Annotated in this window: 5 protein-coding genes and 1 pseudogene; 1 reads left to right on the forward strand and 5 read right to left on the reverse strand. The window is 38.6% G+C overall.

Features of this window, described 5'->3' with window-relative positions; translation table 11 throughout:
* Together fbp and thiI are read right to left on the reverse strand one after the other, a co-directional pair.
* On the reverse strand, nt 1–1,097 hold a 1,097-nt coding region (fbp, locus tag E7Z77_RS09520; protein ID WP_292753467.1), incomplete at its 3' end, for a fructose-1,6-bisphosphate aldolase/phosphatase.
* Nucleotides 1,098–1,237: 140 nt separating this feature from the next.
* A complete protein-coding gene (thiI, locus tag E7Z77_RS09525; protein WP_292753470.1) occupies nt 1,238–2,392 on the reverse strand; it encodes a tRNA uracil 4-sulfurtransferase ThiI in 1,155 nt (384 codons plus the stop codon).
* Nucleotides 2,393–2,563: 171 nt separating this feature from the next.
* Between thiI and E7Z77_RS09530 the strand changes: the two genes are divergently transcribed.
* Nucleotides 2,564–3,952: a carbon starvation CstA family protein gene (locus E7Z77_RS09530; RefSeq protein ID WP_292753473.1), complete on the forward strand. Its 1,389-nt coding sequence runs from the start codon at nt 2,564–2,566 to the stop codon at nt 3,950–3,952.
* Between the two features lie 29 nt (nt 3,953–3,981).
* On the opposite strand, the gene alaS is transcribed toward E7Z77_RS09530, so the two are convergent.
* The 3 genes and pseudogenes from alaS to rplP0 all read right to left on the reverse strand — a co-directional run.
* The gene (gene alaS, locus E7Z77_RS09535) at nt 3,982–6,675 is read right to left on the reverse strand and encodes an alanine--tRNA ligase (protein WP_292753477.1); all 2,694 of its coding nucleotides are present in this window, start codon (nt 6,673–6,675) and stop codon (nt 3,982–3,984) included.
* Nucleotides 6,676–6,842: 167 nt separating this feature from the next.
* A complete protein-coding gene (gene rpl12p / locus E7Z77_RS09540) occupies nt 6,843–7,151 on the reverse strand; it encodes a 50S ribosomal protein P1 (protein ID WP_292753480.1) in 309 nt (102 codons plus the stop codon).
* 58 nt (nt 7,152–7,209) lie between these two features.
* Nucleotides 7,210–7,575 (reverse strand): annotated as a pseudogene (gene rplP0 / locus E7Z77_RS09545) (50S ribosomal protein L10); the annotation flags it as partial.

A 7,575-nucleotide genomic window follows, 5' to 3' on the forward strand; every position in this document is an offset into this window, starting at 1 on the left:
TAATCATCCATGTCTTCAAATCTGGATTCTAATTTTTCCATTACACCAGGAAGTGAAGTGTATTCCATTTCTTCAGCAGGTAATCTGTGAGGTTCAAATGGACCATGTCTTCTGATGTAAGTTGCGATTTTAGCAGCTTGTTCACGAGTAGGGTCAAATGCAGGGTCATCGAATAAGTCTACAGGACCAATCAATTCACCGTTAGCAACTTGGAAACCTAATCCTACTACTCTAGGTGGTCCGTCAAATCTGATTGGGTTTGCTTCTGCTTCTGATACAGGCATCATTGGACCATTGTGGGATCCTCTCATCCATCCGCTTACCATGTGTGGGAATGCAAATGGATCTACACATTCACCGTTAGCAGGGAAACCAGATTGTGCTCTTACAATACATACTGGGTCGTCTTTACCGACGTATTCTCCAGCCATTAAGTTTAATCTTTCAGTACTTACTGCAGCTGCGATTTCACCGTTTTTCTTCCATACTCTTTTAATTACGTATCTTCCAGTGGAACCGATTAATGCAAGTAAATCGTACATTTCTTCAGGACAGTTTAAGATAACTTTTCTGTGTTCGATTACATCAAATACTTCAAATTTGAATCCATCGTGTAATGATGGGTCAATTACAAGACCTGCAGTATTGAATGGGTCTGCAAAGATTCTGAATACTGGTAAGTTGAATGCACCAGGTTCAGTTTTGTCACAGCAGAATATGAGTACAGGATCAGATGGCCTTTCTTCAAATTCAATTTCTGCAACACCAGGACCCATACCTTTGATGTTTCCAGAGAAGGTATCAGATAATAAGTCTTGACCTGCACCGTATAATTTCAATTCACGTGCTCTTTCAGTAGCTTTCATGAATGCTTCATATGCGGTTTTGTGAACTTCTTCGTTTTCTTCCCCTTTGTCATGGGTCATGATTAAGTCTATGTCGTCTCCGCAACGGGAGATATAATAATCTTTTATGATGCCAGCTTCTAAAGCTTCGTTTAAAACCTCATCACAAATGTCCATTAATTCTGGGTGTGCGACACAGTGTCCGGACACACTTCCAATATCAGCTTTAATTACACTAACAGTAGTTTTCATTTTAAATACCTCGATTAGTAAATCAATTATTTACTATACATATATTATTTTTGAGATGTATACTATTTAATTATTATGTATTTTATGATTGGAGGTATCGCCAATATCAAAAAGTTAAAAAAAAATAGAAATGAGAAAACTCAATCGAGTCTTCTTATATTTTCGAAAGCCTTTTGGACTTCAGTATCCTGGTCCATTGCTTCGCAAGCTTCCTTAACACGTTGCAAGTCTGCACGTGTTTCCGGATATCTTGGAACTGCACTGCATCCTCCATCATCGATTTTAGATATCTCAAATGTTCCGATTTTTTGAGCAATTGCAGTTATTTCTTCCTTATCAAGACCAATCAATGGGGACAATATCGGCACGTCGACACCGTATCTTGTGGCAAGGATATTTGACAATGTCTGTGACGCAACCTGACCTACGCTGCTTCCGTCAACAATTGCATCAGCTCCAAGCTTCAAGGCAAGCTTTTCAGCAATCCTATACATGCCTGATTTGCATAAGACACATGTCATCTTTTCCGGTGCCTTTTCCTTAGCAACAGTCAGATATTCACCATAGTCTATTACACGCTTTTTGATTGGAGTGCCTTTCGCATATATATTGAGCTGATCAACCAGCAGATTGAAGTTTTCAGTAACTTTAGGGCCTGAAAACGGATCGTTATTGCAGTGAAGCGCGATGACCTCACAGCCCCTTTTCATCATCAGGTATGCTGCAACTGGTGAGTCTATGCCGCTTGACAGCAGAACGATAACTCTACCCTGGGTTCCTAAAGGCAAACCGCCAGGACCTTTGATTTTTTCATGAAAAATATAAGTGTCATCCTCCCTGACTTCAACAAATATTGTCAAATCAGGATTTGTTAAGTCGACAGGGGCGAGAATCCTTTCCCTTACAACACCTCCACAGTGTGCTGCCATCTCCTGAGAAGTGAAATCATGTTTTCCCACACGTCTGCATTTGATGGCAAATTTGGTGTTTTCATCCAGAATGCCCTCGGCAATCAACTCATCCACATATTCAGACAATGTCCTGTCAATGTCATCATAGTTTGTTTTTGTGGAAGTTGCCGGAGAGTATGATACAACACCGAATACCCTGTTCAGCTTTTCGATTCCTTCATCAAAATCTTCAGGATGAATGTATATTCTTCCCTGATTTCTGTCTACATCGCATTCAAAAGTAGCTTTGATATTTTTAACTAGCTTTCTTTCAAAACGTGACCTTATCTTTGGACTTTTAAGCCCGATTTCACCATATCTTGCAATTATTAAATCATAATTCATTTAAACAACTCTTTTAATTAGTGCACGCTGAAAAAAATAGCAATCCCTTCTATACTAGTTTTTAAATATAACAGCAAATAGAGTTTTGAATTTAATAATTAATAAAATTAATCAATGCAAATCCTGATTTTGTAAAAAATTTTATATAAATTCATAATTAAACTATACAGTATGTATAGTTTCTGGATTTGTTTTCTTGTTTTAATAGCTTCGTATTTTGTTTATGGCAAAATTATCGAAAGGGAAGTCGATGTTGATGAAAATATCGAAACGCCTGCATACAGACTGGAGGATGGTGTTGATTACATTCCTATGCCAAAATATAAAAATTTTCTGGTTCATTTTTTAAATATTGCAGGTTTAGGACCTATATTCGGGGCTATTCAAGGAGCATTATTCGGACCGGTCGCATTCCTATGGATTGTATTAGGTACAATCTTTATCGGTACAGTTCATGACTTCTTTTCAGGATTCATGTCCTTAAGAAATGGCGGTTTGACAATGCCAAACATTATTTCAAAATATTTGGGGACAACCGTCCAAAAGGTGACAGCAATCATTATCATCATGACAGGGATTCTTGTTGCATCTACCTTTGCAACAGGAGCCGCTGACTTGCTCGCCAACCTAACCAGCACTCCAGTGTTATACTGGACAATATTGATTTTTATTTACTTCCTGGTGGCCACCCTATTTCCCATCGACAAGATTATCGGGAAAATCTACCCAATTTTTGGAGCATTATTCCTAATCATGGCTGTGCTAATGACTGGAGCATTAATCCTAAATCCTTCATACAGCATTCCAGAATTTACAACACAGGGATTATACTTAACTGAAAAGAGTATCTTCCCATATTTATTTGTTACCATCGCATGCGGCGCTATTTCCGGTTTCCACGCATCCCAATCTCCAATTGTTGCAAGATGTATGGAAAATGAAAAGGATGCAAGACCAGTATTCTTCGGTGCAATGGTTTTGGAAGGTTTGACCGCTTTATGCTGGGCTGCAATTGCAATGGCCTTTTTCCACGGACAGCCACAACTTGCAGTTCTTTACGGAGCAACACCTTCAGTCGCAGTGCATGAAATGGCAATAACATTACTTGGACCAATTGGTTTGATTTTAACCGTGATTGGTGTTGTAATATGTCCAATAACAACTGGGGACACATCACTTAGAAGTTCAAGAATAACATTGGCCGATGAATTAAATTTTAATCAGGAAAAATTAGTTTCAAGGTTAAAATTGGCCGTACCTCTGTTTTTAGTATCATTTGCATTGACTTTTCTTGATTTTGCATTGATTTGGAGATACTTCGCATGGTCCCAATTGCTGGTTGCCACTACTGTGCTCTTCGCTGCATCAGTTTATCTAATTCAAAACAAGAAACACTACATCATTACTCTGCTTCCTGCAATTGTATGTTCCTTAATTGCATTCGGATATATATTGCAGGCTTCCGAAGGGCTCGGATTGCCTTCAATGACTGCTAATGTGATTGCAGTTATCGCAACAGCTATCCTTACAATAGCATTCCTGAAAAAATATAAAAAATAAGAAAGTGTAAGAGAAAGAAATTTCTCTTATCATTTAATTAAATCAACAGCAGTTTGGATAGCATCATCCATTTTATCTGCATTTTTACCTGCACCTTGTGCCAAGGTCAGACGGCCTCCGCCGCCTCCGCCCAATACGCCAGCTGCAGTCTTGATGATTTCATTGATTTTAACACCATCATCAATAGCTTTTTGGGAAGCCGCACCGACTATCTTACCGTCACTGTTTCCCATAATGACAACATCCGCTTTACCATTATCTGTAAAGTCTGTAGCCATTTTTTGAAGTTCCTTAAAGTCTGCTTCGATTAATTGATGAACAACCTTCAAACCGTTAATCTCATCAAAATCATCCGCTAGGGAATTCATTTTTAAGGAAGCGATTTCTGATTTCAGGCGGTCGATTTCATTTTTCTGTGCTTTCCATTCAGAGAAGAATCGGTCGCATGTTTTCGGCAATTGGTCGTTTTCAACCTTGAAGATTGCTGAACTTTGCCTTAGAATATCACCATCGTGCTGTATTGAATCGATTGCCGCAAGACCTGCTGAGAAATCAATTCTTTCAACACCGTCCTGAACCCTTTCGGTTTTGTTGATTTTGATCGGACCGACTACACCTGTTCTCAATACATGTGTACCTGCACAGGCCTGAACATCAACTCCAGGGATTTTGACTACACGAATTATTTTTCCAGGAACAACACCTCCCTGGTAAAGTACAAATCCATATAATTTGTTTGCTTCATCTTTTGTATGGAATTGGATGTCCAAATCGATGTTATCCATCACATATTTATTGGCCAGTATTTCAATCTCGTTTAGCTCCTCTTGTGTGATACGTTTGTAGTGTGACAAGTCAATACGGGCTCTTGTAAGACCGTTTTGGGATCCTGCTTGCCAAATGTGCTGGCCCAGGATTTTTCTTGCGGCGGCTATGACCAGGTGAGTTCCTGTGTGGTGGCGTGCAAGTGTAATTCTTCTGTTCCAGTCCAGGCTACCATTTACTTTTTTACCGATTACATCACTGGAGACGTCGCCCTCAATATGGTGCAATACAACATTGTTTACTTTTTCAGCATAATTCATTTTAAAGACATTTCCATCAATGGAAACTTCACCTATATCGGAAGGCTGACCTCCTCCTTCAGGGTAGAATACGGTTTTGTCAAAGATTAAACATTGATTGCCGTCTTTTTCAACTAAACCCAAAACTTCCGCTTCAAATTCTTGTTGGTAGAAATCTTTATAGAACAGCAATTCAGTTTCAGGGTAGTCTACTTTGAAAGTTTCCTTATTATGAGTAGTGTCCTTTTCATGAGCTCCTGCAACTTGTGTGAAGAAGTTATCCGGAACATTTACAGTAAAATCGTCACCTGCCATTTCAACTACAGTTTCCGGAGGAATTCCATGAGCATCATATAAATCGATTAGCATGTCAAGAGGCATTTCATTTTTACCCTCTTTTTTGAGTCTTTTAATTGATCTTTTGACAATGCTTCTTCCCTTTTTGACAGTAGCTGCATACCTTTCCTCTTCCAGGGTAATTATGTTCATGATATGTTCTTCTGAATCACGAATTTCAGGATAGAATTTTGATAGGAAGTCCAATTGTATCGCCATTACATCGGCCAGGGATTCTTTCATATTCAATTCTTTCATGAATCTTATGGTCCTTCTTAAGACTAAACGTGCCAGGTATCCTTCCTTTACATTGGAAGGGATGATTCCGTCTGCCAACATGAAAGCAAGACATCTGGTGTGGTCAGCAATAATATATATTGCTTCCATTGGCTCAGCCGCTTTCAAGTAGTCTTCTAAAGATAAATTTAAACTGTCTGCAACCTGTTGCCTGAGTTCCTTCAAATCACCGATGTCCTCAATATCCATCATTCCGGCAATTTGAGCATTTCTTCCCTGAATGTCCTCATTGATTTCAACACCGGTCAATTCTTTTAACTTATCTACAACAGGAGCGAAACAAGCATCATAAGCTGTAGGAGTTCCCTGGGAAATCCATGCAATTCTTTCAAGACCATAACCTGTATCCACAACTTTAATCGGAATTTCCTTTTTGGATCCGTCTTCCAAGGTTTCATATTGGATAAATACTAAAGTGGCAAGTTCCACACCCCTGCAGCATACTTCATAACAAGGTCCTTCATTACCTCCACCAGCCCACCAGGACTTGATGAATGTAATTTCCTCTGTATTGATTCCGATTGATTTGAAGAATTCATGACAGAGCCTGATTGTTTCATCTTCCCAATAGATGAAATCATCTTCCTTGTTAATTACAGTATGTGTACCCATTGTAAAACAGGTCATGTGTCTGCCTGTCCTTCCCACATTATCAACATCATTAAGCCTGATTGAAGGTTGAGCCATTTCAATCGGGTTAGCCGGAGGTTTAATAAGGCCTGAAGTTACCCAAGGCTGGAAACAGAAAATGGATGCTCCCACTAAAAATACATCATCCCTCCATCTTTTGGCTAAAACAGGATATCTATGGACATGTGTGTGTCCTTCACTTTCTAAAAATTCTCTAAAAACCTGTTGGATTTCATATAAGTTGTATGGTTTGTCAGTAGCAGGATTGGCAATAAATCCATACTCGTCACATGGAGCGTCTCCACAAGTATCCCTATCAACTTGGGAGTAAAACTCTTGACCACAGGTTTTGCATGTTTGTTTTTTATAACCAAGTTCATCAAAAATTTCTACCATATAAATCAGTTTAAATTATTTATTAGTATATAATATGTTTCTAATACAATAAATAACTTTCAAAAAATAGATGGAAAATACTTGAAAACACACAAAAATGATATTAAAAAATAGTAGTTCTAAAAAAAAGTAAAATAAAAAAAAAGAAAGGTGATAGATTTTAAAATCTATCCGAAGAGAGCACCTAATCCAGCTGCTGCTGCTTCTTCAGAAGCTTCTTCTTCCTCTTCTTCCTCTTCTTCTTCCTCTTCTTCAGCAGCTTCAGCTGCTACTGGTGCAGCTGCAGGAGCTGCTGCTGCCATAGCAGTAGTTTCCATAGCTTCGTCGATGTCTACATCTTCTAAAGCTGCGATTAAAGCTTTAACTCTAGCATCATCAGCTTCAATTCCTGCTGCTTCAATAATACTTTTAACATTTTCTTCGTTAATCTCTTTTTCTGCACTGTGCAAAATCATTGCCGCATATATGTATTCCATGTTATCACCATTAATTTTTTAAAGTGTTAGTTTTCAATAATAATTAAAAATTTTAATTTTAACCAAACAGAGCTCCTAACCCAGCTGCTGCTGTTTCTTCACTATTTTCTTCTTCTTCCTCTTCTTCTTCCTCTTCTTCCTCAACTACTTCTTCGACTGCTGGAGCAGCTGCTACAGCAACGTTGGAAAGTTTTTCAGCTAATTCATCATCAATAGCACCAGGTGCATCAGCAACTTCGGATGCTAAAGCTAACATTTTAGCTTGTGCTAAACCGATGATCGGTTCTGAAGTTTCAGAGGTCATAATTGCTCCTGCCACACCAACATTGATTGCTCTGGTGTATGCGAGAGTAATGATAGTGGAAATAGTTTCATCAGTAGGTATAGCTGCGTTTACAGATAAGTTGAATGCACTTCTAAATGC

The sequence above is a fragment of the Methanobrevibacter sp. genome, assembly GCF_015062985.1.
GTDB lineage: Archaea > Methanobacteriota > Methanobacteria > Methanobacteriales > Methanobacteriaceae > Methanocatella.